The organism is Colwellia sp. MT41 (genome assembly GCF_001444365.1).
Taxonomy (GTDB): Bacteria; Pseudomonadota; Gammaproteobacteria; order Enterobacterales; family Alteromonadaceae; genus Colwellia; species Colwellia marinimaniae.
Window position 1 is genome coordinate 4,049,619 of the sequence record NZ_CP013145.1, and the last position, 23,344, is coordinate 4,072,962.

General features: G+C 39.6%; 18 protein-coding genes. 6 read left to right on the top strand and 12 right to left on the bottom strand.

All coding sequences use genetic code 11. The features are described 5' to 3' along the window. Positions 1-66: 66 nt before the first annotated feature. Positions 67-699, top strand: coding sequence for a DUF2182 domain-containing protein (locus CMT41_RS17135; RefSeq protein WP_232299986.1), 633 nt, complete (start codon positions 67-69; stop codon positions 697-699). 42 nt (positions 700-741) lie between these two features. On the opposite strand, the gene CMT41_RS17140 is transcribed toward CMT41_RS17135, so the two are convergent. Both CMT41_RS17140 and CMT41_RS17145 read right to left on the bottom strand, forming a co-directional pair. After that, positions 742-1,557, bottom strand: a complete 816-nt coding sequence (locus CMT41_RS17140) for a substrate-binding periplasmic protein (protein ID WP_058027949.1) — start codon at positions 1,555-1,557, stop codon at positions 742-744. 204 nt (positions 1,558-1,761) lie between these two features. Then, the gene (locus CMT41_RS17145; RefSeq protein ID WP_058027950.1) at positions 1,762-4,980 is read right to left on the bottom strand and encodes a glycoside hydrolase family 2 TIM barrel-domain containing protein; all 3,219 of its coding nucleotides are present in this window, start codon (positions 4,978-4,980) and stop codon (positions 1,762-1,764) included. 278 nt (positions 4,981-5,258) lie between these two features. Between CMT41_RS17145 and CMT41_RS17150 the strand changes: the two genes are divergently transcribed. Continuing rightward, positions 5,259-5,870 (top strand): hypothetical protein, encoded by a 612-nt coding sequence (locus tag CMT41_RS17150; RefSeq protein ID WP_058027951.1) that lies wholly within the window; start codon positions 5,259-5,261, stop codon positions 5,868-5,870. Between the two features lie 84 nt (positions 5,871-5,954). Here CMT41_RS17150 and lpdA read toward each other — a convergent pair whose 3' ends face one another. The 6 genes from lpdA to ampD form a co-directional block, all read right to left on the bottom strand. Further along, the gene (gene lpdA / locus CMT41_RS17155; RefSeq protein ID WP_058027952.1) at positions 5,955-7,388 is read right to left on the bottom strand and encodes a dihydrolipoyl dehydrogenase; all 1,434 of its coding nucleotides are present in this window, start codon (positions 7,386-7,388) and stop codon (positions 5,955-5,957) included. Positions 7,389-7,631: 243 nt separating this feature from the next. Then, positions 7,632-9,290: a dihydrolipoyllysine-residue acetyltransferase gene (gene aceF / locus CMT41_RS17160; protein WP_058027953.1), complete on the bottom strand. Its 1,659-nt coding sequence runs from the start codon at positions 9,288-9,290 to the stop codon at positions 7,632-7,634. 25 nt (positions 9,291-9,315) lie between these two features. After that, complete coding sequence (gene aceE, locus CMT41_RS17165) at positions 9,316-12,003, bottom strand: pyruvate dehydrogenase (acetyl-transferring), homodimeric type (protein ID WP_057183075.1); 2,688 nt, start codon at positions 12,001-12,003, stop codon at positions 9,316-9,318. Positions 12,004-12,096: 93 nt separating this feature from the next. After that, positions 12,097-12,858, bottom strand: a complete 762-nt coding sequence (gene pdhR, locus CMT41_RS17170; protein WP_057183077.1) for a pyruvate dehydrogenase complex transcriptional repressor PdhR — start codon at positions 12,856-12,858, stop codon at positions 12,097-12,099. 290 nt (positions 12,859-13,148) lie between these two features. After that, entirely contained in the window at positions 13,149-14,072 is a 924-nt protein-coding gene (gene ampE, locus CMT41_RS17175) for a beta-lactamase regulator AmpE (protein WP_057183079.1), read from the bottom strand. A gap of 1 nt (position 14,073) precedes the next feature. Beyond that, a complete protein-coding gene (gene ampD / locus CMT41_RS17180) occupies positions 14,074-14,643 on the bottom strand; it encodes a 1,6-anhydro-N-acetylmuramyl-L-alanine amidase AmpD (RefSeq protein WP_057183081.1) in 570 nt (189 codons plus the stop codon). A 119-nt stretch (positions 14,644-14,762) separates the two neighbouring features. Here ampD and CMT41_RS17185 point away from each other — a divergent pair, with 119 nt between their 5' ends. Together CMT41_RS17185 and nadC are read left to right on the top strand one after the other, a co-directional pair. Then, on the top strand, positions 14,763-15,284 hold the full coding sequence (locus CMT41_RS17185; protein WP_058027954.1) for a retropepsin-like aspartic protease family protein: 522 nt from the start codon (positions 14,763-14,765) through the stop codon (positions 15,282-15,284). A gap of 13 nt (positions 15,285-15,297) precedes the next feature. Beyond that, on the top strand, positions 15,298-16,209 hold the full coding sequence (gene nadC, locus CMT41_RS17190; RefSeq protein ID WP_057183085.1) for a carboxylating nicotinate-nucleotide diphosphorylase: 912 nt from the start codon (positions 15,298-15,300) through the stop codon (positions 16,207-16,209). Between the two features lie 229 nt (positions 16,210-16,438). On the opposite strand, the gene CMT41_RS17195 is transcribed toward nadC, so the two are convergent. The 3 genes from CMT41_RS17195 to CMT41_RS17205 form a co-directional block, all read right to left on the bottom strand. After that, positions 16,439-18,625 (bottom strand): DUF6351 family protein, encoded by a 2,187-nt coding sequence (locus CMT41_RS17195; RefSeq protein ID WP_058027955.1) that lies wholly within the window; start codon positions 18,623-18,625, stop codon positions 16,439-16,441. Between the two features lie 95 nt (positions 18,626-18,720). Further along, the gene (msrA, locus tag CMT41_RS17200; protein ID WP_058028272.1) at positions 18,721-19,275 is read right to left on the bottom strand and encodes a peptide-methionine (S)-S-oxide reductase MsrA; all 555 of its coding nucleotides are present in this window, start codon (positions 19,273-19,275) and stop codon (positions 18,721-18,723) included. A 411-nt stretch (positions 19,276-19,686) separates the two neighbouring features. Further along, the gene (locus tag CMT41_RS17205) at positions 19,687-20,799 is read right to left on the bottom strand and encodes a DUF3083 family protein (RefSeq protein ID WP_057183089.1); all 1,113 of its coding nucleotides are present in this window, start codon (positions 20,797-20,799) and stop codon (positions 19,687-19,689) included. A 96-nt stretch (positions 20,800-20,895) separates the two neighbouring features. Here CMT41_RS17205 and CMT41_RS17210 point away from each other — a divergent pair, with 96 nt between their 5' ends. Beyond that, positions 20,896-21,141, top strand: a complete 246-nt coding sequence (locus CMT41_RS17210) for a DUF3820 family protein (protein ID WP_057183091.1) — start codon at positions 20,896-20,898, stop codon at positions 21,139-21,141. A gap of 437 nt (positions 21,142-21,578) precedes the next feature. Further along, on the top strand, positions 21,579-21,752 hold the full coding sequence (gene rmf, locus CMT41_RS17215) for a ribosome modulation factor (protein WP_057183093.1): 174 nt from the start codon (positions 21,579-21,581) through the stop codon (positions 21,750-21,752). Positions 21,753-21,910: 158 nt separating this feature from the next. Here rmf and hemN read toward each other — a convergent pair whose 3' ends face one another. Continuing rightward, positions 21,911-23,281, bottom strand: a complete 1,371-nt coding sequence (gene hemN / locus CMT41_RS17220; RefSeq protein ID WP_057183095.1) for an oxygen-independent coproporphyrinogen III oxidase — start codon at positions 23,279-23,281, stop codon at positions 21,911-21,913. Between the last annotated feature and the right edge of the window lie 63 nt (positions 23,282-23,344).

The window sequence follows — 23,344 nt, forward strand, 5'->3', positions numbered from 1 at the left end:
CTGTACACGGCTTTAAGCATTATTTTGGCTGCTTGGTATTACCTATTTTTTATAATGACGATGAACATGACTCCTGTTGCCCAATGGAGTTACCTCGATATCATTGTGCTGTTTAGTATGTGGGCCATCATGATGGCGGGTATGATGTTACCTTCGGCCTTGCCGATAATGTATTTAATTGACAAAATTAATAATCAACGTAAGGCGCGCAATGCCCCTTACGCGGCAAGTTTTTATTTTATTGTTGGCTACTTACTCGCTTGGTTTGGCTATAGTTTAGCGATTACCTTGCTGCAATGGTGGTTACATCATTTAGCCCTATTAACTCCGATGATGAACAGCGCACAGCTTGAGTTTACCTGCTTAATACTCTTAATTACTGGAGTGTATCAATGGTTACCTATTAAACAGCGCTGCTTAAATCATTGTCGCTCACCGTTGGGATTTTTAACCTCCTCTTGGCAAGAAGGAATTTATGGCGCCATAAACATGGGCTTTAGCCATGGTCAATACTGTCTTGGCTGTTGCTGGCTGTTAATGGCCTTGCTCTTGGTTTTTGGCGTGATGAGTTTACCCTGGATCATTGCCTTAACGCTGATAGTGGCCCTGGAAAAACTATTTTCATATGGCCTATTATTTAGCAAAATACTAGGCGCATTATTAGTGTTTTTGGCCTGCTATATGTGGCTTATGACTTAAATGTGGCTAGTGACCTGGCGCATTAACACGCTAAACTGCCAGCTAATGACTCTCTTGCCAATCACTTAAGCCATATTTAGCCAATATACGTGCTAACTCACCATTAGTACGTAGTCGAACAATGCCCTTAGACAAGATATCAGCATACTCTGTTGATGCTTCAATAGCAGGAGAAAAAGCAATATAAGCAGGTTTAGCCGGAGCAAGAAGGCCTGCCATATTAAACTTTTCCTGGCGGTTAGATTGCTTACTGGTATACCAAAATACGGCTTCTGTTTCGACCAGCACATCTATTAAGCCCTGTTCCAGTAGCGTTATATTTTCAATTAATGGCTTATTGCCATAAGCGGTATAAATGCGCGTAGCATCGGCTTGATGTAATTTTATATAGTTATCTAGGCTCTCGGTATAGGCATTGGCAACTGCTAGCAGCTGGTTATCCAAGGATGCCGGCCCTTGATAGCGCCAATGGCCTTGCTTTAAGCTAAAGAAACTAAAAGCAACCAAACCCTGCTCATTCAATGGATAAATAAAATCTGGCGCATCGGATATATAACCACCAACTACTGCTGATATGATTCCTGCACGACAAAGTTGCAAGGCTCTTGACCAAGGAATGATTTGATAGTTAATATTGATATTATGCTCAGCAAACACTTGCTGAGCAATTTCAATCATATAACCTGGATACTCTGAATTTGGCTGGCAATTAAATGGACACCAATTATCCGCAGCAAGAGTAAGAGTTACCTGGCCTTGACTGGCGTTATCTTGACCACTTGCTGCTATTAAATGTTTAGGTTTTATAGCAACAGTAAAAATAACAACAATGATAAAAATAATGGCATATTTGTTCATGAAAAAACTAAAATAGCGTCGACCCAATAGTTAGTTAAGCACAAAAAATCTTATAGTGTTAATGCTTTAACATTACTCAGCATAAAGCACAGCTAACCGCTTTAGCTAGCTAGCTAGTCTATGGCAAGTAAAGTTAACGCCAAAGTAAATAAGAGCTAGTGGCGACTAGGGTGTTTTCTTAACTTTCTGCGGTTGCTTGCCACATTATTTTTTCTCTACGCTACGAGCAAGCTTGGCTAAATCATTTTCATCAATAAAAGGCACTAGGGTAAAACCATACTGATAGCTTTTGGCAGGAATACGGTAGGCTGCATGTACTAGTCGCCCCCAAGAAGTATCACCACCGACGCCCATTTGTTTATCATCAATATTGACAGTCACCAAGTCACGCATTATTAATTCTGCACCATGTTTACTGGTCACTGGCACTAGACCTGAAGCGGAAGCGCTGCCGTCCCTTCCGTCAACAAAGTCAATGTCTTGTTGTAAATAAGGCCAAGCACTTACGCTCAGTGGCTTGTCACCTACCGCTAATAAACCAGCACCCGTAGGGCTTATCATTGCCAACCAACGTACGTCTGTTTTATTGGCATTTTCTTGGGGTCTAGCGTAATGGTGAATTTGCTCTTTCACTGCCGCTTGATATAAACCAATAGCGGCAGAGGTTTTTCTGTCAGCGTAGTTTTCGTGTGGCCCACGTCCAAACCAGCTAATAAATTGAAACTCCCCCGGCATAACCAGCTGCATTCCCATACGTGGTATATCAGCTAACTCTTGCTCATCGGCCAAATTTAGCTTGCTGGACACATGTATTCGTCCATTGGCTGATATTTGATAATTTACTTGGTAGCTACCAACAAATAAGTCACTCGAGTATATCGCTTTAACCAAGATACTTGCATTCTCGGTCATACTCGATAGCTTAACTAACTGTAAGCTATGCGCAGCCTGTTGCCATATTTTCGCTCTTTTTTGTAGACCGTTACCTAGATCATTATCGGTTGGTGCCCGCCAAAAATTTACCTTTAACGGTTGCTTAACCAATGGCGATATTAATGACTTTCCTTGATAAGTAAACTTGGTTAACCAGCCCGTTTTCTGACTGAATGCTACCGCTACGTTATCATTAAATAGTGTTAACTGACCGTTAGCATCAATACGCTCTAGTGTTTTATCTGCACCGAGTTGTACCTTAGTTGCCTGATATTTAACTGGCATTTTAAATTGCTCAAAGGCAACTTCATGACCGCTATCTAATAATGGCTGCGGCTTATTTACCACCATTTTAACCGTTAAAAAGTACTCTTTATTACTACTCATAGGTAAATGGGCCAATACTTTTTTCAGCGTCATTACTTTAGTTTTACCGGCAGCAATATCAGCCATGGCACGCTGACCTTGAGCAACCAATTCACCATCCGCCGTTAACGACCATTGCAAGTCATATTGGTTTAGATTACTAAAAGCAAATTTGTTAGTGATAGTAAAGCTAGCTTTAGTTAAATCCTCGGCAGTGAATTTCACTGGCTGATATACTTTTTTCACCTCGAATAAATGTGGATGTGGCTCTCTGTTAGGATTCACTAAGCCATTATTAAGAAAATTACCATCACTGGGTAAATAAGGATGAAAGTCTTTACCATAGGCCCAATATTTCACGCCATTACTATTAGTGTATTCTAAAGATTGATCAACCCAATCCCAGATAAAACCACCTTGCAATACATCATATTTTTCAATAACATCCCAATAATCTTGTAAATTACCCACTGAATTACCCATGGCATGAGCATATTCAATCATAATAGCTGGGCGATGGGGCTTTGATTTGGCGTATTTTTCTAAGCGCTCAATTGATGGATACATAGGCGAAAATATATCGGTGTAGTGCTCTTCACCTGCTGGCTCATATTGCACCAGGCGGCTATCATCATGCTCTTTTAGCCACTTATAGGTCGCTGAAAAAATTTTTCCTACCCCCGCTTCATTACCCAAAGACCAGATAATAATAGACGGATGGTTTTTATCACGTTCAAACATGCGCTTGGTACGATCTAAATGTGCCGGTAACCAACTCATTTCATTACCCAGTTGCGTCTTTTCATTAATGGCTAATGGATGCGATTCTATATTAGCTTCATCGATAACATACAGGCCATATTTGTCGGTTAAATCATACCAATACGGGTCATTCGGATAGTGACTTGAACGGACAGCATTGATATTAAATTGCTTCATCAATTTAATATCCTGCTCCATTAAGGCTTTAGTTACCACATGACCATGTTTGGGTGAGGTCTCATGTCTATCAACACCACGAATATAAATAGCCTTGCCATTAACCGTTAGCTGACTATTTATAATTTCAATATGACGAAAGCCAATATCATCTTTAATCGCGGTGAGCACCCGACCATTTTCATCGGTTAAGGTGATTAATAAAGTATATAAATTAGGTGTTTCCGCATTCCATAACCTTGGCTTGGCAAAGGAGCCTGACAAACTCACTTGTTGTTTACCCTCGCTGTTAATGGTAATTATTTTTTCCGCAGAAATAACTGACTTTAAGTGATTACTGGGATCTAGCAATTGATAAGCCACCGTTAATTTTCCGCTGTTACTTTTCGCCAGGTTGTTAACATCGACAGTGACACTAAATTCTGCTTGGCTAAAATTTTTACTTAACTTTGGTTTAGCATAAAAATCAACAATATGCTGTTGCTCTTGCACATACAGGTAAACATCACGTTCGATTCCTGATATACGCAACATATCTTGGCTTTCTAAGTAGCTGGCATCCGTCCACCGGCGTATTTGTAAAGCTAAGACGTTTTCCCCCTCATCAAGATACGGCGTTAAATCAAATTCTGCTGGTGTTTTTGAGCCTTGACTAAAACCGACTTTTTTACCATTTAACCAGACATCTAAAGATGATTTAGCTGCACCTATATGTAAAATAACCTGCTTATTTTGCCAACTTTTAGGTAAGGTGAATGGTTTTCGGTATGAACCAATAGGATTATACTCTTTTGGCACATCTGGCCATGTGGTGCTAAAAGGGAAGCGTTCATCTAAATAGATCGGATAGCCAAAGCCTTCAACTTCCCAATTACCCGGCACAGGAATTTGTGACCAGTTAGCATCGTCAAAACCCTTTTGTTCGAAGCCCTGCGGTTTATTTTTAGGGGAGCGTTGCCAGTCAAATTGCCACAGACCATTGAGGAGAATAAAGTTATCACTTTGCTCTTTATTGTCATCAAGTGCCGCATTGACTGTGCTAAAGGGGAAAAAGCTCGCATGAGGTGCCAACTTATTGATGGCAAATACTTGATGATCTTGCCAAGGTTCTAGCGCCTGTTTGGCTAAAACACTGGATGTAAGAAAAGTGATGCCAAGGATAACAAACAACAAACTAGCTTTCATTCAAAATACCATATTGTATACAACGTACTTGTATAATACGAATGACCTTAAACTAGTTCAAGTATTTTACCGTTATTTTCTCGTTAAATAATGACTTTATCGCACTGGCAACTGGGACTCTCACAGTAATAAGCCATGGTCGCTGTTTTAGCTCAAATAGATGCTCTACCGTGTTCTTTGAGCAAGTGAGCAAAGCTGTCATAATAAAAGTAGGATAATCAGTTAAAATAAATTAAGCTGTTGCTGGTAAACCAAACAATAAGAAGAAAAATAATAGTATGAAAACTAATAAAAAGACTTACTGGCAGTATATTCGCGCTATAGCTTTCACTGGAGTGAGCATAGTGACATTTTTTAGTTCTATGGCAAACTCGAAGGCTATAACAGATGAAATGAGTGCTGAAGTTACCGCTGAATTTAACAAACAGTTAGCTTTACAGGCCTGGCCAGAGATGCACACTAAATTAGCCTTAATGGATAATCCATACTCGATATTTTACCAAAAAATAAAAATAAGTCTCAAAGAACAGCCCACAGCAGGTCATCAACGACGTTTGATGACTGAAGAAGAAAGCCTATTAGCGGCTAAAAAGAAGCGTTTTGATTATTGCCAAGCATCAGTGCCCTTTTTTGTCGATTTTGCAAAAAGGGCAGATAATTTATCAACACTAGAACACAGTCCGCTCACTAAAAATAAGCTTATGCAAGGCAATGGTGTTAAGTACCCTTTTACTGAAGAGCAAAGTAATAATGGCAATTTTAGACCCACACAAATAGCGCTAACGTTAGGTTGGCAATACCAAGGCCAAGGTGAAATACATGCAGAGGAATTTCTTGCCAGCTGTTTAGCTATCCCTGTTAGTTTTTATTACGTGGAAGATAAGTTTTAATAATAATTTAACCTAAAAAAAACCAGTTACTTGAGGCAAGTAACTGGTTTTTAAATTATTAATATCTTTATAAGCTAAACAATATTATTTTTTCTTTTTAGCTGCTTTAGCATTGGGTAAATCAGTGATTGAACCTTCAAAGATTTCTGCCGCTAAGCCAATTGATTCATTTAACGTTGGGTGAGCATGAATAGTTAAGGCAAGATCTTCCGCATCAGCGCCCATTTCAACCGCTAAACAAATTTCACCTAGTAATTCACCGGCATTGATGCCAACAATAGCGCCACCAAGTACACGACCTGTTTCTTTTTCAAAGATCATCTTAGTTTTACCTTCAGTACGTGCAGAAGCGATAGCACGGCCAGAAGCAGCCCATGGGAAGTTAGCAACTTCGATATTTAAACCTTGCTCTTTTGCTTCAGCTTCAGTAACGCCAACCCAAGCCATTTCTGGATCAGTATAAGCAATTGAAGGAATACAACGAGGTTCAAAAGTATGTTTTTTGCCAGAAATAACTTCAGCAGCTACATGTGCTTCATGAACCGCTTTATGAGCAAGCATAGGTTGACCAACAACATCACCGATAGCGAAGATGTGCGGTACGTTAGTACGTAATTCTTTAGAAACGTTAATGAAACCACGCTCATCAACATTTACGCCGGCTTTATCAGCAGCAACTAAGTGACCGTTTGGCTTACGGCCAACAGCAACTAAAATTTTGTCGTAACGTACTGGGTCGCTTGGTGCTTTTTTACCTTCAAAAGTAACGTATAAACCGTCATCTTTTGCTTCAACCGCGACAACTTTAGTAGACAACATAATGTTGAATTTTTTCTTGTTGTAGTTGGTGTAAATTTTAACAATATCTTTATCAGCCGCTGGTACTAATTGGTCAGCAAATTCAACCACTGATACGTTAGAGCCTAAGGCCTTATATACAGTACCCATTTCTAGGCCAATAATACCGCCACCCAATACTAACATTTCTGCTGGTACGTCTTTAAGCTCTAACGCACCGGTAGAATCAATAACACGTGGGTCATCAGTTGGAATGAATGGTAAGTTAACCACTGACGAACCTGCCGCAATAATGGCATTATCAAAACTAATAGTGGTTGTTTCGCCATCGTTGCCTTCTACAACAATAGTTTTATCAGAAGTAAATTTACCGTAACCATAAACTGTGGTTACTTTACGGCTTTTTGCCATACCCGATAAACCACCGGTAAGCTGTGCAGTGACACTGTCTTTCCAGCTACGAATTTTGTCTAAATCGATTTCAGGCTTACCAAAAGTAACACCGTGAGATGCCATAGCTGCGGCATCGTCAATAACTTTAGCTACGTGAAGTAATGCTTTAGAAGGGATACAACCGACATTTAAACATACGCCACCTAATGTTTTACGGCTTTCTACTAGTACTACATCTAAGCCTAGATCAGCGGCGCGAAATGCTGCTGAATAGCCACCAGGGCCGGCACCTAAAATTACTACTTGAGTTTTGATATCGTTACTCATGCTTATCCTCATTATTAGTTAAGGTTAGCTCAACACTTTGTTCCTTTCTCTAATAGCTGCGTTAAAAGTACTCATTGATGGTCATCAACTTCGTGCTTTCAACTTGCTGTTAAATAAATTAACGGCGTATTGAACTCCCTTTTTATCTATTTCAAATTTTATGGCGAAATTCTACTCTTATGTGTTGAACTTCGCCAATATTAATTGCTTGGTGTCGATATAAAAGCGCGAATAAATTCCCGCCTACAATATCAATTTACGAATGTCAGACATTACACCAGCAAGATGTACTGTGAAGCGTGCGGCCAAGGCACCATCAATGACACGATGATCATAAGACATTGATAATGGTAACATTAGCTTAGGTTCAAATTCTTTACCATTCCACTTAGGTTTCATTTCTGATTTAGAAACACCTAAAATAGCCACCTCTGGGGCATTAACGATTGGCGTAAACGCTGTACCACCAATACCGCCAAGGCTAGAAATGGTGAAACAACCACCTTGCATATCAGTTGCCTTTAACTTGCCATCACGTGCTTTCATGCTGATTTCAAGTAATTCACGCGATAACTGGTGAATACCTTTTTGATCAACATCACGCACTACTGGTACAACTAAACCGTTTGGTGTATCAACGGCAATACCAATGTGGATGTACTTCTTAAGAATTAAGCTTTCACCGTCTTCACTCAAGCTTGAATTAAACGTCGGGAAAGCGCGCAACGCATTTGCGGCTGCTTTTAAAACAAAGACTAACGGCGTAATTTTAAAACCAAGCTTTTGTTTTTCACAAAGTACGTTTTGCTCTTTACGGAAGGCTTCAACGTTAGTGATATCAGCTTCATCAAATTGAGTAACATGTGGAATAGTTACCCAGTTGCGATGTAAGAATGGTCCAGAAATCTTCTGAATGCGTGATAATGGCTTAGTTTCAATGTCACCAAATTTAGAGAAATCTATCGCTCTGGCACTAACCACTTGCAAACCACCTTCACCAGCAGCAACTGAGCTACCCGCATTGGCTTTAGGGCGAGATAATTCATATTTAACGTATGATTGCACATCGTCTTTTAAGATGCGGTTTTTACGACCTGTGCCTTTAACTAAGGTTAAATCTACGCCAAATTCGCGAGCCAAGCGGCGAATTGACGGCGAGGTGTAAATACTACCTTTGTTAACATTACCTAGTTGTGGGTGATGTGGTACTGGCGCAGCCTTAGGTGCGGTTGTTGGGGTAACAGTTGGCGCGGCTACTGCAGGTGCCGGAGCAGCTGCAACAGCGGGAGCCACAATAGCTGCGGCTTCACTGCCAGCAGTTTCAAGCTTGATTACTAATGATCCTTGCTTAACCTTGTCACCGTTACTAATAAATACTTCTTTAACCGTACCGGCATGGGTTGATGGCACATCCATAGTAGCTTTATCGGTTTCTAGCGTGATCAAGCCATCTTCTTCTTCAATGACATCACCAACACTCACCAAGACATCAATGACTTCAACTGTCCCGTCTTCACCAATATCTGGTACCGCGATATCAATTATTTCTACTGTTGAAGGTGCTGGCGTAGCGGCTATCGGAGCAGCGTCAACAACGGGCGCAGGTGCGGCCGCCGGTGTTGCCACTACGGGCGCAGCTGGCGCTTCTTCAGCAGGAGTAGCAGCCGATGCACTTTTCATCTCAGCAATAAGATCCCCTTCTTTGATTTTATCACCAACACTTACTGACAAGCTTAATAGCTCACCGGCAAAAGGCGCTGGAATATCCATAGAAGCTTTGTCAGTTTCTACGGTTATAATACCTTCATCGGCTTCTAAGCTATCACCGACAGCAACACAAATTTCAATAATTTCAACTTCATCGCCACCAACATCAGGGACTAGGATTTTTTCAATAGACATTATATTTTCCTTATCTAGATGCTAATTATGCGTAAAGTGGGTTAAGTTTTTCAGTATCAATATTGAAGCGCTTAATTGCTTCAGTAACGACTGTACGTTTAATATCACCACGATTAGCCAATTCAAATAATGACGCCACAACAATATAAGCGGCATTCACTTCAAAGTGAGTACGTAAGTTGGCGCGACTATCACTACGACCAAAACCATCGGTACCTAAACAACGATATTCAGTGTTGATATATGCACGAACTTGCTCTGAATAGTTTTTGATGTAATCGGTAGCAGCAATCGCAGGACCCGCGTCTTTAGTAATAATTTTAGAGATATAAGCTACACGTTGCTCACTTTCTGGGTGCAGCATATTCCAACGCGATACATCTTGACCATCACGGGTCAGTTCATTGAAAGACGTTACCGAGTATACATCACTAGACACATTATAATCGTTCGCTAAGATTTGCGCCGCTTCACGTACTTTTTCTAAAATAGTACCTGAACCCATCAACTGTACATTTGCTATAGCTTTGCTCTTACCTTTGCTAGGTGCAACTTGCTCAAGTTGGTAAATACCTTTAATGATTTGCTCAGTAACTTCTTTATTTTCTGGCAAGGCCGGATGTTTATAGTTTTCATTCATTAAAGTTAAGTAGAAGAAGATGTTTTCATTTTCTTCGTACATACGACGTAAACCTTCACGAATGATTACCGCAATTTCATAACCATAGGTTGGATCATAAGTGACACAGTTAGGAATTAAACCCGCTTGCACATGTGAATGACCATCTTGATGTTGTAAACCTTCACCGTTAAGTGTGGTACGACCCGCAGTAGCACCTAATAAGAAACCACGTGTTTGGCTATCGCCTGCGGCCCAAGCTAAATCACCAACACGTTGAAAACCAAACATTGAGTAGTAGATGTAGAACGGAATAGTGACGACATTACAAGTAGAATAAGAAGTACCTGCAGCGATCCAAGATGCCATAGCACCTAACTCGTTAATACCTTCTTGTAATACTTGACCTTTTTTGTCTTCACGATAATAAGCAACTTGATCCGCATCTTGAGGAATATATTTTTGCCCTTCGTTAGCGTAAATACCCACTTGACGGAATAGGCCTTCCATACCAAAGGTACGTGCTTCATCAGGAATGATTGGTACGATACGTTTACCAATTTTCTTATCTTTTAATAAGGCATTCAATACTCGCACAAAGGTCATGGTTGATGATACTTCACGCTCACCTGAGCCTTTTAATATCGCATCAAAGACTTTAAGCGGTGGAATTTCTAAACTTTCTTCCGCTTGCTTACGACGCACTGGTAATGAACCACCCAAGGCTTCACGACGGGCTTTCATGTATTTATATTCTTCACTGTCTTCAGTAAATTTAAAGAACGGTAAATCGGCAATCTCATCATCATTAACCGGAATATTAAAACGATCGCGATAATGTTTAATTGACTCCAGATCCATTTTCTTAACATTATGAGCGATATTTAATGCTTCACCCGAAGCACCCAGACCAAAACCTTTCACCGTTTTCGCCAGAATAACCGTTGGACGACCTTTAGTGTCCATGGCTTTTTGATAAGCCGCATAAACTTTCACTGGGTCATGACCACCACGGTTTAAACGCCAGATGTCTTGATCAGACATATTAGCAACCATAGCTTTAGTTTCAGGGTACTTATTAAAGAAATTTTCGCGGGTGTACTTACCACCTTTCGCTTTACAGTTTTGGTATTCACCATCAACGGTTTCATTCATTAACTGCAATAATTTACCCGAAGTATCACGGGCAAGCAGTGGATCCCAGTATGAACCCCAAATAACTTTTATTACTTCCCAGCCTGCGCCACGGAATGTACCTTCAAGTTCTTGGATAATTTTACCATTACCACGTACCGGACCATCAAGACGTTGTAAGTTACAGTTAACGATAAAGGTTAGGTTATCTAAGCTTTCGCGCGACGCCAAACCAATGGCACCTAATGATTCTGGTTCATCTGTTTCACCATCACCAAGGAAACAGTAAACACGTTGACCTGAACAATCTTTAATACCACGATCGGTTAAGTATTTTAAGAAACGAGCGGTGTAAATAGCTTGTAATGGACCTAAGCCCATAGAAACCGTTGGGAACTGCCAGAAGTCATCCATCAAATGTGGATGTGGGTAAGAAGGTAAACCTTTGCCATCACACTCTTGACGGAAATTGTTCATTTGCTCTTCAGTTAAACGGCCTTCCATAAAGGCACGTGCATAGATGCCGGGAGAAATATGACCTTGGGCAAAAATAAAATCACCGCCATCTTTTTCTGAGGCTGCTTTAAAGAAGTGGTTAAAACCTACATCGTATAACGTTGAAGCAGAAGCAAAACTACCAATGTGACCGCCCAGATCTAAATCTTTTTTAGAGGCACGTAATACTAAGACTAATGCGTTCCAACGAATAGCGGCACGGATACGTGATTCAATAGTTTGATCCGCCGGCATATGTGGTTCTTGCCCAGGTGGAATAGTATTAACATAAGCGGTAGTCGCATCAAATGGTAAGTGAGTACCACCACGACGAGCGCGGTCAATTAAAGCTTCTAATAACTGATGAGCACGTTCTGGCCCTTCATTTTCTAATACAGACTCCATTGACTCTAACCACTCTTGGGTTTCTTCTGAATCAATATCGATATTTGGTAGATCTGACATATTGTTTAGTCTCCAATACTTTCTTATTTTATAAAAGTTTATAATTAAATTTTCTAATTATTCATAGTACAAATACGTAATTTCTTCTAGCGACTACATTCTGCGCATAGAGCGTTCCATGCGGCTGTTTTCCTGGCTAAGTTTTAACAGGATTTCTTCAATAAAAGCTAAGTGTCTATGACTTGCACCCCAAGCTTTTTTTGGCTGACCACTGACAATAGCATTGAGCAAACGTTTTCTATAATCGGTTATCTTGCTAAAGATATCCGGACGTTTTGCCAATACTGTTAAATTTTGTGCAATATTATCAGCAAGTAATGCAGACATACTGCGAGCAAGTTGAAATATCACCGCATTATGTGAAGCGGCACAAATAGCTAAATGAAATTCAACCACCGCTTCTGCTTCCACGCGAAAATCATTTTCTAATTGGCTAGTACCAATGTCATCGTGCTTAATTTGAATTTGCTCAAAATCTGCTGGCGTGCCACGCATGGCAGCATAATACGAGGCCATACCTTCAATACCATGACGAAATTCTAATAAATCAAATTGTGATTCATTATCATTAGACATTAATTCAAACAAGGGATCGGAAAACCCGCTGAGTAAATTTTTACAGACAAAGGTGCCACCACCTTGTTTGCGAGTCACTAAACCTTTGCTCTCTAATTTCTGTATTGCTTCACGTAATGATGGCCTTGAAACTTCAAACTGCAAAGCCAGTTCACGCTCGGGTAATAATTTTTCACCCGGCTTTAAACTGCCTTCAATAATCATGGCTTCAAGCTGGGCTAAGATAATGTCAGCCAACTTCTGCGGCTTCACTCGGCCAGTTTTTTTTGATGCTAGCATTGATTTCTTTTCGTTAGGTTGGCATTCATAAAAGTTAATTAACTCATTATTTCCACGAGACTAAAGAGAAATGTCTAGGCAAAAGCCCCTAAAAAACTCTTGGTAAATTGGTAAGACCAATTAATTTATGAGTAATAAAGTAGCAAATATAGCTACTTTTGACAAGTAAATTTAGTTTATGGCTAGGATTTAAGCAAGGTTTAATGCGCTAAAGTAATAAATTACTGTCTAATTTTAGCGCATTAAAGCAAGAAGGACGATTGGTCTGACCATTGGTTTAGGCTGTTTACTTAGTTTAGTAAGCCAGCTAAGGTCAATATTGAAATAACGGCAAGGACCAGTAAGACATTACGTTTTGCTAGTCTGACTAATAAACAAGGCTCAGCTGTGCAGTCGTCCTCATTCACTATAATGTCTTCCGATTTTTGCGCAACATCAATTAAAATTTGATGAGTAGGTTTTTGGCTATCAAATAAACTGTCTAACCAAACGGGCATAGCTTTAGAGAAGTGACCAACAAACATATAACCAAAAGAGGCAACTCGCACAGGTACCCAATCTAGCCAATAAAGTACATCGTGATGGTTTTGACAGCCATTGATAATAGTAGGGGCAACATTCCCTTCATGTTGAGCCTCATGCTCAGTGCCGCTTTTAGCTACCGAGTTAGCCTCTGCTTGTGCTTTATTTTCATTTTCACTGGCAATACATTGAGATTTTTTATGTTCAATAACGCTAGTCAACAAACGGTAAAATACCGCGCCAGCAGCACCAAACACGGTAAAATACAGCATAATAGCAATGTAATAACGGTAGTTTAACCAAATGAGTGCTGGACCAAAGCCCATATTAGGTAAGTTTTTGTCCGATAATAACTGCTGATGGTGCATTGCCGTGGTCGTTTCTTCACCGCGAAAAGCTGAGTGCAGGTAGCTTTTATAACTCTTTCTCGTGGTGGTACAACCAAAACAAACAATAAGCACCAAAGTCGAGATAACTAATTGCATGACGCTGTTATCAATTAGCTCAAGCAAAAAATACGTCGCCATAACAGGTAAGATAATGAAGACCGCACTCGCGACCGTACCTTGTTTAGCGGTAAAGTTTTTGCTAAAAAAATGTAGATAGTGTTGATAATAAAAATTAAATCGCCACACTTTGGCAGATAACGAACGCTCTGCAGCCAGTGCAATTAATAAACTTAATAAACTCATGCTAAATATTATTCCTTGTCGCTTGTTCAGTTAAACACTGACGAAAGTATTGCCAATCAAATACTGGCCCGGGATCGGTTTTTCTACCTGGGGCAATATCACAATGACCCACGATATGACTCATGATAATGCCAGGAAATTTATTTTGCAAACAAAGTGTTAACGCTATTAGTTGTTGGTACTGCTCTGCGGTATAACAAATATCATCTGTGCCCTCTAATTCAATACCAATAGAATAATCATTACAGCGCGGCCTTGCTCTAAATGAAGAAGCTCCCGCATGCCAAGCCTTATCATCAAAAGATACATACTGGCTAATGCGACCATCCCGGCGGATAAGACAATGCGCGGAAACTTCCACCCCCTGCAAGTCATTAAAACTAGCATGGGCGTTACAATCTAATTGCCCAAGAAATAAATCATGGATGCAATTACCACCAAACTGCCCTGCCGGCAGGGAAATATTATGGATAACCAATAAACTAATGTCATCCGCTAATTCGCGCGGAGAAAAATACGGCGAGGGGAAATGTTGTGCTTGTGCTAGCCAGCCAGAAGAAATAGAAAACATGGGTTGCTCATTATTTTAGTGGTATTACTTTTCGGCACTTGGTTAAGGTTACATTTTGGGCTTTATTGCTTACTTAAGACAACATACAATACAGCTAACCTTATCAAGAGCTGCTTAGTATGACTGAAGTTGACCCAACAAACAAAATGGCGAAAATTTTTGTCTGGATTGCTTGGATAATAGCGCTGGCGTTATTAATGTTTTTATTTCAAGATATACTTGATGAACAATATAATCCTAATAGCCAGCCAGAAATGCGTTTAACCGCCGATGGTCAAGCTGAAGTGATTTTAGCGCAAAATAGGCAAGGTCATTATCTTGCTAGCGGCACAATAAATGGCACTGCGGTGACCTTTTTACTCGATACTGGTGCAACCCAGGTATCAATCCCTGCCCATATAGCAGAGCAACTAGACCTAGTAGTTCAAGGGAGTTACCGAGTACAAACCGCCAATGGCACTATCACGGTTTATAAAACTGAAATTGCGCAATTGAGCTTAGGTAATATTTTCTTGTATAATGTCGCTGCTCACATTAACCCGGCAATGAAAGCAGATGAAATACTATTAGGCATGAGCGCACTAAAACAAGTAGACTTTTATCAAACGGGTAAACAATTAATCTTACGAGAACCCCTGTAACAGGAAGCAAACCATGCTTAATGCACAATTAGAAAAATTACAGCAAGATATTAGTAAAACCATTTCTTGGGCCCTTTGTGAAGATTTAGGCGCCGTTGGTGATGCAATGCCTCAAGCAAACCAAGATATTACCGCTATGCTCATTCCTGAACATGAACAAGCCGTCGCTACTGTAATTACTCGTGAAGATTGTATCATCTGTGGTGTTGCTTGGGTCAACGAAGTATTCAAGCAACTAGATGCTTCATTAAATAAATCAACGCAGCAAACCACTAACTCTTTACCTACAAAAATTACCTGGTTTGTTAATGACGGTGAAGCCGTTGCTGCCAATAGCACTTTATTCGAATTAGCAGGTAATGCTCGTATTTTATTAACCGGTGAACGTGTGGCGTTAAACTTTTTGCAAACCTTATCGGGTACTGCCACGTTAACCAGCCACTATGTAAAAGAGCTAGCCGGTAGCCAAACTAAGCTGCTTGATACCCGCAAGACTTTACCAGGTTTACGTAGCGCACAAAAATATGCTGTGCTTTGTGGTGGTGGGGTAAACCATAGAATTGGTTTATTTGATGCCTTTTTAATAAAAGAGAATCATATCGCCGCTTGTGGTGGCATTAGCCAAGCGGTAGCTAGCGCTAAAAAAAATCACAGTGATAAAACCGTTGAAGTAGAGGTTGAGTCTCTCGATGAGCTTGACCAAGCACTTAATGCTGGCGCTGATATTATCATGTTAGATAACTTCACTCCGGCCATGATAGAGCAAGCCGTAACGGCAACTCGCGGTAAAGCAAAGTTAGAAGTATCCGGCAATATGACCATAGAAACGTTGCAAGAATACGCCAAAGCAGGTGTCGATTACATCTCCAGTGGTGCGCTAACCAAGCATGTTAACGCGATTGATTTGTCGATGCGCTTTAAGTAACAGCAAGTCTATACTCGAATAATAAAAAAGCGCTAAGCATCTTATGCTGACCGCTTTTTTTGTATGAAAACGTTCTTAAATATAACTTTAAAAAACAAATGGCTATCCACAATAACAAACCACTGGCAAAAATATATTAGCTAAGTTTGCGCTGTTGCCCTTTAGGTAATCATCTAATAAATCAAGTATTTCAGATAGCAGTATTAAACGAATAAAAATTTAACCGCCCCTAAATATCTTTAGGCCTACCGGCATCGCCCTGGCTATAGTCACACACCCCGCTAGCAAAAATAACCTGCATATCCTTGAGGTGTTTAGTTAAGTCAATAGAGCCATACATACCTTGTTTAATGGCCTGCGCAAGTGGAATTTTATAACATTTAAACACACTCCCCTGCCATGGACCTTCTGCTTGAATACGGCTATTGGAAAAAATAGCATAATGCTCTGCACATGCGCCTCGATTTAACGATTTTTTTTCATAGCCAACTTGATTCCATTTTCCTTGCCAAACCCCCTTGCCTTGCGCTATTACCTCGCCCTTATCATCAAAACAAGTATCTTGTAATTGTACTGGCTTGCTTTGCGCGGCATTGAGCTCAGGAAACTGTTTGCGTTTTAGTAGCCATAAATCCATCAAAACAAAAGCGTTCTTGGTTGGATCAAAGTCGCGCTTTGCCACCCAAATAACTTGGTTATCAAAATGGCCATTGGCTTGTTGTAAACGTAAACGAGTACTAAAAGATGCCGACATATGATGCATATCGAGTTTTTCTTCTAAGTAATGACGAACATCAATGATAGGCAAGTCCAGCTTACCAATAAAAACCTGTCCTCCTCGATAAGCCGCCTCAATAGCGTTGAGTGAAGCACTACGCCGTGGCGCCATTTGGTTATCAATGACTTGAGTTATATTGTCACTGCCCCATAAAGACAACCAAAAAGGCATTTTCCGGCCAAACGGCGTGATAATATTTTCAGCCTTCATTTTGTACTGCTCTTTCCAACTGCCTATGTTTTTATTGAGATGGACAAATTCAGCTAAAGTGATCTGTTTTTGTTTTAAGGCATGCAAACCATATTGCACCCCGTCATTATCCCAAGTACTTTCCACTAAGCCATGTTGATCACGACTGAAAAGCCAAGCCATATCTTCCCAATAATTCCAATTGGTTTGTTTTACCACTTCATCGCTATAAAAATGTCGCAAGAAGCCTTGTCTTGGGTTGTGGATAAAGGTGGATAAGCCAAAGTAACCATTGATACATTCACTATTACCTTGGGGGAAACTCGGTACCATACCCGCCATTAATTGCGCTACTGGTTGTAAAAAGGCTATTTTTTGCGGAAAGTCTTGTAAGCTATTCATGCCTTCAAGTAGTTGTCGCTGATCCCATTGCTGCCAACGGCTATTATCCTTGGCTCTAAAGGTAAAATAATTATTAAACAAATCACAATCTAAGGTATATATAGTTTGGCTGACCATATCAGGATATGAATACTGCGGAATTAAGCCATCAAGAATACCATGACTATTTTGTCCGATAAGATATTGCGCCAAGCCACCACCTGAGCCGCCAATACCAACCGTGTATAAAGGCTCACCAAATAGACTGACAAAATGCAGCTTAACCCTACGAGCGGTATCTTCGGCCAATAACATGTTATAGGTATAACTAGTACGATTACCGCTGGAACTTATGATCGCATAACCTTGCTGTACTTCGCTTAAACGACGAGTAATCGTTCTGGTTGCTTTTTGTCGACCTTGGCGAAAACCTATGCCCGAGCCACCATTAAACTGATATATTAATTTTTTATTCCATAATGAGCTCATCGAACGTGTGCCAAGCTCTTCCGGCGTTATTGCCATAGCAATAGTATAAATAAAGCGGTTAATACTGCCTTGCTCGGCTCGAAACAATTGCAAAGGCAACTGCGCATCTCTTAAAGACGCTAATTGGGAAAACTGCTCAATAGGCAGCTTAACCAAGTTATTATCTAGAGTTAAATAATAAAACTGTAAATGACTTGCCACTAAGCAATCTTTTGAATAACCAATAATTTTACTGCGCTGGGCGAGATTATCATAGACAGGCACACCAAAACCTTCTTGGTTATCAACCAAAGGCTGCTCTAGCTGTGAATCTATGGTCATACAATAAAAAGGATATTGCTTAGGCCCTGAATATAAAGAATTACTGGGGCCAACGTCCCCTAACTTAATAGGAAAATGAAAGGCTTCTTTTGGCCGACTAACTTGACTAATATGCGGAAAAATTGGCAGTAAATAATTTTCTTCTGCTACCGCTATGCGTTTAACTTGTCGATATTTATAAGGCTGCTCTGCCGGATATAACCAGACTAGAACAGCTAATAGCGTGAGAATAGAGAAAATAAGTTTTTTCTTATGCATAGCAGCACCACCGAAAAAAAACAGCCAACACCTAGGTTAAATATAGTGCAGAACATCAGTTAAGGTAGAAAATATTACGCAGAAAACGTTATCGCTTATTTCAATTTAGCCACGAAGGTTTTTCTAAACTTGGCTAATTTAGGTGATACTACTGCTTGGCAGTACTGATTTTCAGGATTATTTTTAAAGTATTCTTGATGATAATCTTCACCACAATAGAAAGTAACTGCAGGGCTAACTTGCGTTACGATAGGATCATCAAATAATTGCTTTGCCGTGATCTGCGCCAGCATAGCTAAGGCAACTTTTTCTTGTTGTGCATCATGGGTAAATATTTCAGAGCGGTACTGGCTACCAATATCATTGCCTTGACGATTTAGCTGTGTTGGATTGTGTAAGCTGAAAAATATTTCCAGTATTTCACCATAACTAATTATCTGGCTATCAAACTGCAGCTGTACTACTTCAGCATGGCCGCTATTGCCCGTACAAATCTCTTTATACGTTGGATCTATACTCTCACCACCCATATAACCAGATGTTGCGCTAATAATACCCTTAACACAGTTAAAAGCACTTTCAATACACCAAAAACAACCTCCAGCCAGAGTAGTCGTTTGTATCGTTTTTTCGTTAACTTGCTCGGTCATTTTACCTGGTACCTTATTCATTAATTTTATCATTTACCTCAGTCTTCTTATTACAAAAAGCTAAGAACTCATGGTTATTTTACTCGGCTCTGTTGATCTTTTAGGGTTAAAATTTATCTAATATAAAGCGGTTTTAATCGCGGCGCTAGTTTCGTAGCAGAGCGACACTGCACGAGCTCTGCCTTGTCTACATAGCAAACAAAGTGCTGTAAAAGTTATGTCAAAATTTCAACAGACCCTAAGAGTATTATTATACTTATTTAACCTATTTGTTACCGAATAAAAGCAGATGCCACACGTTTTAACAATAACCAAACAGATTCAGGCTATTATTGCGCCGCGTGATGATAACAATGCAATGACTTTCGGCCGTTCAATTTATTATCGCCACCATCAGCTTAAATAACTCAATTAAAAATTATAAGCCAGATGTTGATGAAATCTGACCATCAACTCGTCTTTACTCGGCTCTATTTCCAGCTCTACCGCCATCAATTTCATCGCTTGTTCGATTTGATTTAAAAAACGACCAAAACCATAGTCACTATTATTCTCAGGGGTCGCGACAAAAACGAATTGCACGCTATCAGTTAATTCCCTGGCATTCCACTTACTAATAATGCCACAAGGGCTTTGCTCTGGGTTGTAGCCCAACATTTGTAACTCGCCAACACGGGAAACGATCTCATGAATACTATACCTAATAATTGGCACTAAACCATTAGCAATCATAGCACCATTATTCAAGTTATAGCGCTTTGCCGCCATAGTAAAGACGTCAGTTAAATAAGTGTACAAAGGGTTGTAAGGATCTTGTGAGTTGCTATCAATTTCTACCTGCTGCAATAGTTTATTAGTTATATTTAAGGTGACCACGGCATAACTCATGGCACTGTGGTAAGCGGGTAATTGTACACCTTGACTGGCATAACGTTTTTTAATTTCACGTAATTTATGTACTTGTGTTGTGGTACAGCCCTTATTTTTAGCAAATAAATCATAGGTAAGGTGCTGATGATCTCTAAGACGCATGTCACTTTTATCTAGCTGAATCTTTTCGCAGAATTTTTGTACCACTTGACTCACTCGGCTATGGAATTTGGCGGCATTAACTCGAATGTCATTGCCCGTAGCCAAAAAAAGTAAGCAAACTTTCTTTGCTCTTTTACTACCATCAAAGAATGACTTTTTCAGGTGGTGACTTTCGGGATTGTAATAAAATATAATTTGCTGATTGGTTTGCCATTGATGTAATTCCTGGCTATAACGAACACGCGCTAATTTATCGTTGGCAATAAATTGACAATTATCGAGCTCTATTTCATCGGTCAATTCAAAAAACAATGCCGATAATTGCTGATAACAATCAGAGTATGGCTGTGGTTTTAACTCGCTGTATTTTCCTGAAAACTGCTGTATTAACTCATCGGTCAAACTAAACTCAGCTAAAATATATTGATTATCACGCACATTACCTGGTAAGTACGCTTTGTGAGCAGCACTTCGCTTTCTAATAATTGACATCTGTCCTCCCTAATTTTATTAACGCGGTTACCTTTTAAGATAGGAGCAGTATAATGAGCGCCGATGAAGCTTTTGTGACTTAGATATGTCACTAATATGACACGCGCCAGAGAAGGAAGTATTTTGCTAAACGACCAACAAGCACTGATTGATGCCATTAATCAAACCATGCCCTTTGGAAAATATGCTGGCAGAAAGCTGTTACAACTGCCGGAGCCTTATTTGGTTTGGTTCCATGGCAAGGGTTTTCCCGAAGGGAAATTAGGGCAACAGTTAGCTTTAATGTATGAAGTAAAGCTCAACGGGCTAGAAGCTATGCTGCAACCTTTATTAAAAAGTTAATGCTTAATTAAACCTTGCCAAAGTGAGCTAAGTCCCTCAGCAATTAACCTGCTATCAGACTGTCCAATATTAAAGCCTGCCATGCTATTTTCTTTAGAGTAATTTTGTCTAAAAAACAGGCTACTTAATATCTCAAGTAATATCGATTCTCATGACAATTTGTTAAGCAGTTGTTTTAACAAACAATCTTTCAAGGTAGTAAAGTAGCTATTAGAACTTTCTCTTTCGGTCTTTTTTTCAGGCTGGTAATTTAGCTTTTTCCGCTTGCATCACTTGCCAAAATCCTCTTAAATAAACTGTCGATTAAATAAAATTTATGCGAAATATAAGGCAAAGTTAGTAAATCGACCACTCTGTAGTATTTAGAAACCTTTAGCTAATTAGGGTTTCTAAATTTGTTATCAATAAATTTATAAGATAATTACGAGGTGTTGTAGATGAAAAGACAAAAAAGAGATAAATTTGGCAGAGCCCATGCTAATGGCTATCAAGCTGGCTTAGGTGGCAAAGCTAAGGAGCAGTGCCCTTATCAAAATATTGAGGTGAAATCGCACTGGTTAGGAGGTTGGCGAGAGGCCATTACCGATAGGAATATGGGCTTATTTCGCTAACTCAACTTGCCCGCCTAAATAAGCAGAAAATTACCGTGCTAAGCCCCGAACTTAAACATTCGGGGTCATTACCTTCAATAAGTATCTTTAGTAAATTACCTGCAACACGTTAGCCTCAACAAGCAAATCGCAAAGTCTATGCAGGTATACCCAGTAGATTAAATTACCCGCGAGAAGCGCTGTTGATTAATATGTTTTTTCATATAAGCATCAAAGCTCATGCAAATAATACGAATTAGTAAACGGGCTTTTTGCTCGACTTTGATAAAATCTTTATTATTTTCGAGCAAACCATCATCAATAAAGCTATTTAATAACAGTAAATCTTCCGCAAAGTATTCATCAAAGTTAATGTTATATTTTTTATTAATTACCTGTTTATCTAGATACAAGTTACACATTAATTCACCAATAACTTCGCCGCGTAAAATATCATCTTCCGACAAGCTAACACCTTTAATTTGTGCATGCTGGTGTTGTGTAATCGCTCGGTAATATTCGTTCAAATCTTTAATATTTTGGCTAAAGCTATTACCAATGGCACTAATTGCTGACACCCCTAAGCCTAATAGATCACAGCCGCCCTTGGTGGTATAGCCTTGAAAGTTACGATGCAAAGTTCCATCATTTTGCGCGAGTGATAACTCGTCATTAGGCTTAGCAAAATGATCCATGCCAATAAAGTCATAGCCAAAATCACAGAGTTTCTCAATAGCCAACTTCATTAAGGCAAATTTTTCTTGCGTATTAGGTAGCCATTCATCACGCAATTTACGCTGCGCAGCAAAACGACTGGGTAAATGGGCATAGCTAAACAATGAAATACGATCCACATGCCATTGATGTGCTTTCACTAAGGTTTTTTCAAAATTCACTAGCGTTTGATGTGGTAAGCCATAAATAAGATCGATATTAATAGATTTAAAGCCGACCGCTTTAGCATGCTTAATAAAGTCACCAATAAACTCAGTTGACTGTACGCGGTTAATGGCTTGTTGTACCTTTAAATCAAGATCTTGCACACCTAAGCTTAAGCGATTAAAACCTAAAGCATATAAGTGATCGGCTAAGTCCATTTCGATTTCACGAGGATCAATTTCAATACTCATTTCTAAATCATCAGAAAAATCGAACTTTTCTTTAAGCAAGCTGACCAATTGTGTTATTTGTGGCTGGGTTAAAAAACTTGGTGTACCGCCACCCCAATGTAACTGTTTAACTTTATAGTCTTTAAATAATGGCGCTTGTAAGGCTATTTCTTGCGCTAAATATTCCAGGTAAGTATCCGCTTTATCACGATGGCGAGTTACCACTTTATTACAACCACAGTAATAGCAAAGTGTATGACAGAAAGGGATATGTACGTACAATGACAATTCACGGCTTGGTGAATTTGCTATCGCTTCAATAAAATCGTCATGGTTAAAATCATCATGGAACTCTAACGCCGTGGGGTAAGAGGTGTATCTTGGTCCACTGGTGTTATATTTATTTAATAGCGTATTATCTAAAAATTGACTTACTTGCATGTTTTCTTACTCTGTTATTTAGTTAACGAAAACATTATAGCCAGTTGAGATATAGGGTTATTG

Excerpts from the sequence above, each read along its gene's own strand:
- CMT41_RS17135 (WP_232299986.1), top strand. The coding sequence starts at position 67 with ATGACTCCTGTTGCCCAATGGAGTTACCTCGATATCATTGTGCTGTTT.
- CMT41_RS17140 (WP_058027949.1), bottom strand. The coding sequence starts at position 1,557 with ATGAACAAATATGCCATTATTTTTATCATTGTTGTTATTTTTACTGTT.
- CMT41_RS17145 (WP_058027950.1), bottom strand. The coding sequence starts at position 4,980 with ATGAAAGCTAGTTTGTTGTTTGTTATCCTTGGCATCACTTTTCTTACA.
- CMT41_RS17150 (WP_058027951.1), top strand. The coding sequence starts at position 5,259 with ATGAAAACTAATAAAAAGACTTACTGGCAGTATATTCGCGCTATAGCT.
- lpdA (WP_058027952.1), bottom strand. The coding sequence starts at position 7,388 with ATGAGTAACGATATCAAAACTCAAGTAGTAATTTTAGGTGCCGGCCCT.
- aceF (WP_058027953.1), bottom strand. The coding sequence starts at position 9,290 with ATGTCTATTGAAAAAATCCTAGTCCCTGATGTTGGTGGCGATGAAGTT.
- aceE (WP_057183075.1), bottom strand. The coding sequence starts at position 12,003 with ATGTCAGATCTACCAAATATCGATATTGATTCAGAAGAAACCCAAGAG.
- pdhR (WP_057183077.1), bottom strand. The coding sequence starts at position 12,858 with ATGCTAGCATCAAAAAAAACTGGCCGAGTGAAGCCGCAGAAGTTGGCT.
- ampE (WP_057183079.1), bottom strand. The coding sequence starts at position 14,072 with ATGAGTTTATTAAGTTTATTAATTGCACTGGCTGCAGAGCGTTCGTTA.
- ampD (WP_057183081.1), bottom strand. The coding sequence starts at position 14,643 with ATGTTTTCTATTTCTTCTGGCTGGCTAGCACAAGCACAACATTTCCCC.
- CMT41_RS17185 (WP_058027954.1), top strand. The coding sequence starts at position 14,763 with ATGACTGAAGTTGACCCAACAAACAAAATGGCGAAAATTTTTGTCTGG.
- nadC (WP_057183085.1), top strand. The coding sequence starts at position 15,298 with ATGCTTAATGCACAATTAGAAAAATTACAGCAAGATATTAGTAAAACC.
- CMT41_RS17195 (WP_058027955.1), bottom strand. The coding sequence starts at position 18,625 with ATGCATAAGAAAAAACTTATTTTCTCTATTCTCACGCTATTAGCTGTT.
- msrA (WP_058028272.1), bottom strand. The coding sequence starts at position 19,275 with ATGACCGAGCAAGTTAACGAAAAAACGATACAAACGACTACTCTGGCT.
- CMT41_RS17205 (WP_057183089.1), bottom strand. The coding sequence starts at position 20,799 with ATGTCAATTATTAGAAAGCGAAGTGCTGCTCACAAAGCGTACTTACCA.
- CMT41_RS17210 (WP_057183091.1), top strand. The coding sequence starts at position 20,896 with ATGACACGCGCCAGAGAAGGAAGTATTTTGCTAAACGACCAACAAGCA.
- rmf (WP_057183093.1), top strand. The coding sequence starts at position 21,579 with ATGAAAAGACAAAAAAGAGATAAATTTGGCAGAGCCCATGCTAATGGC.
- hemN (WP_057183095.1), bottom strand. The coding sequence starts at position 23,281 with ATGCAAGTAAGTCAATTTTTAGATAATACGCTATTAAATAAATATAAC.